The organism is Anaerococcus sp. NML200537 (assembly GCF_026131715.1).
Taxonomy (GTDB): Bacteria; Bacillota; Clostridia; order Tissierellales; family Peptoniphilaceae; genus Anaerococcus; species Anaerococcus kampingae.
Map to the genome: position 1 here is coordinate 1 of NZ_JAMXSL010000076.1, position 1,520 is coordinate 1,520.

The following is a 1,520-nucleotide window of genomic DNA, read 5'->3' on the forward strand; positions in this document are numbered from 1 at the left end:
AATACTACATTTTGTTCTCAATCCCACTTTCTTATGGGATAATAATTGTATAGATAGAGGTCGTAGTTAACCTCCTTGAAGCTAGTCTTCCTAAATTAGGGTTACGCCTCTTCTTTACGTCTTTATCAGTATGAGCTGGATAGCGCATTTCGTTGCTGTATGTCTAACGAGGTTTGATTGTCGTAAAGTTCTTGAGGGTCCTTTCTCTATCTAAATTTATATTAAAGCTAGGTGATTTTATGTTTTACATTGGTGTTGATATTGCAAAGAAAAACCACGAAGCCTCAATAATTGATTCTGATGGGAAACTTGTTTCTGAGTCCTTTTCTTTTTCTAATTCTATTAGGGGTTTAGAGAAGTTTCAGAAATTTATTTCCTCTTTTTCGATTGATTCTAACAACTGTATTATTGGTATGGAAGCTACTGGCCATTATTGGCTTTCGCTTTATTCTTTCTTAATTGATTTAGGTTTTTCTTGTGTTGTTATTAACCCTATTCAATCTGATGCTTTTAGAAAGATGTATATTAGACAGACTAAGAATGATTCTGTTGATTCTTTTGTTATTGCTCAAATTCTTAGGTTCGGTGAGTTTTCTGTTTCTCATTTTTCTGATGAGGATACTTTTGCTTTAAGAAATCTTTCTAGGTTCAGGTTTGCTCTTGTTGATGAAGCTTCTGATTGGAAGAGAAAGCTTGTTTGTATTTTAGATCAGGTTTTCCCTGAGTATTCTTCGCTTTTTTCTAATATTTATGGTGTGGCTTCTAAGGAGCTTTTGAGTAAGTATCCTTTGCCTGAGGATATGATTTCTATTCCTGCTGATGAGCTTGCTAAGATGTTGTCTAAGTGTAGTAAGGGTCGCTTTGGTATTGATAAGGCTAAAGAAATTCAAGAGAAGGCTTCTAATTCTTTTGGTGTTAAGTTTGCTTTAAAGTCTTTTTCTTTTCAAATTAAACAGATTATTGCTCAAATTTCTTTTCTTGAAGATCAGATAGCTGATATTGAAGATGAAATTTCTTCTATGATTAATTCTTTATGCCCTGTTATTACTTCTATCACCGGTATTGGTGATGTCTTAGGTGCTGCTATTTTCTCAGAAATTGGTGATATTTCTCGTTTTGAGAGAGCTAATCAGTTGGTTGCTTATGCTGGTTTAGATGTTGCTGTTAAGCAATCTGGCAATTTTAATGCTACTGATACTAAGATTTCTAAACGTGGTTCTCCTTATCTTAGACGTGCTATTTGGCTTGCTGCTAGTGTTGCTGCTTTTAAAGATCCTGCTTTGTCTGTTTATTATCAAAAGCTTAGACAAAGGGGTAAGGCGCATGGTACAGCTATTGGTGCAGTTGCTAGAAAACTTACTAACATAATTTTTGCTGTTTTAAGAGATAACAAAACTTACATACCGAATATTTAGTTGTTATTTAGTTTTTCTAAGCCTAATTTTTAGGCTTATTTGATGTGCCATAAATTACAAGATTAATTATTTTTTATTTTCTCTTGACATTTGATAGCTGGTCTA

The 1,520-nt window shown here is 33.5% G+C and carries 1 protein-coding gene; it reads left to right on the forward strand.

The window, feature by feature from the left end; all coding sequences use genetic code 11:
- Positions 1–239 precede the first annotated feature (239 nt).
- The gene (locus NH288_RS11320) at positions 240–1,415 is read left to right on the forward strand and encodes an IS110 family transposase (protein WP_265215405.1); all 1,176 of its coding nucleotides are present in this window, start codon (positions 240–242) and stop codon (positions 1,413–1,415) included.
- The last annotated feature ends 105 nt before the right edge of the window (positions 1,416–1,520 follow it).

Excerpts from the sequence above, each read along its gene's own strand:
- NH288_RS11320 (WP_265215405.1), top strand. The coding sequence starts at position 240 with ATGTTTTACATTGGTGTTGATATTGCAAAGAAAAACCACGAAGCCTCA.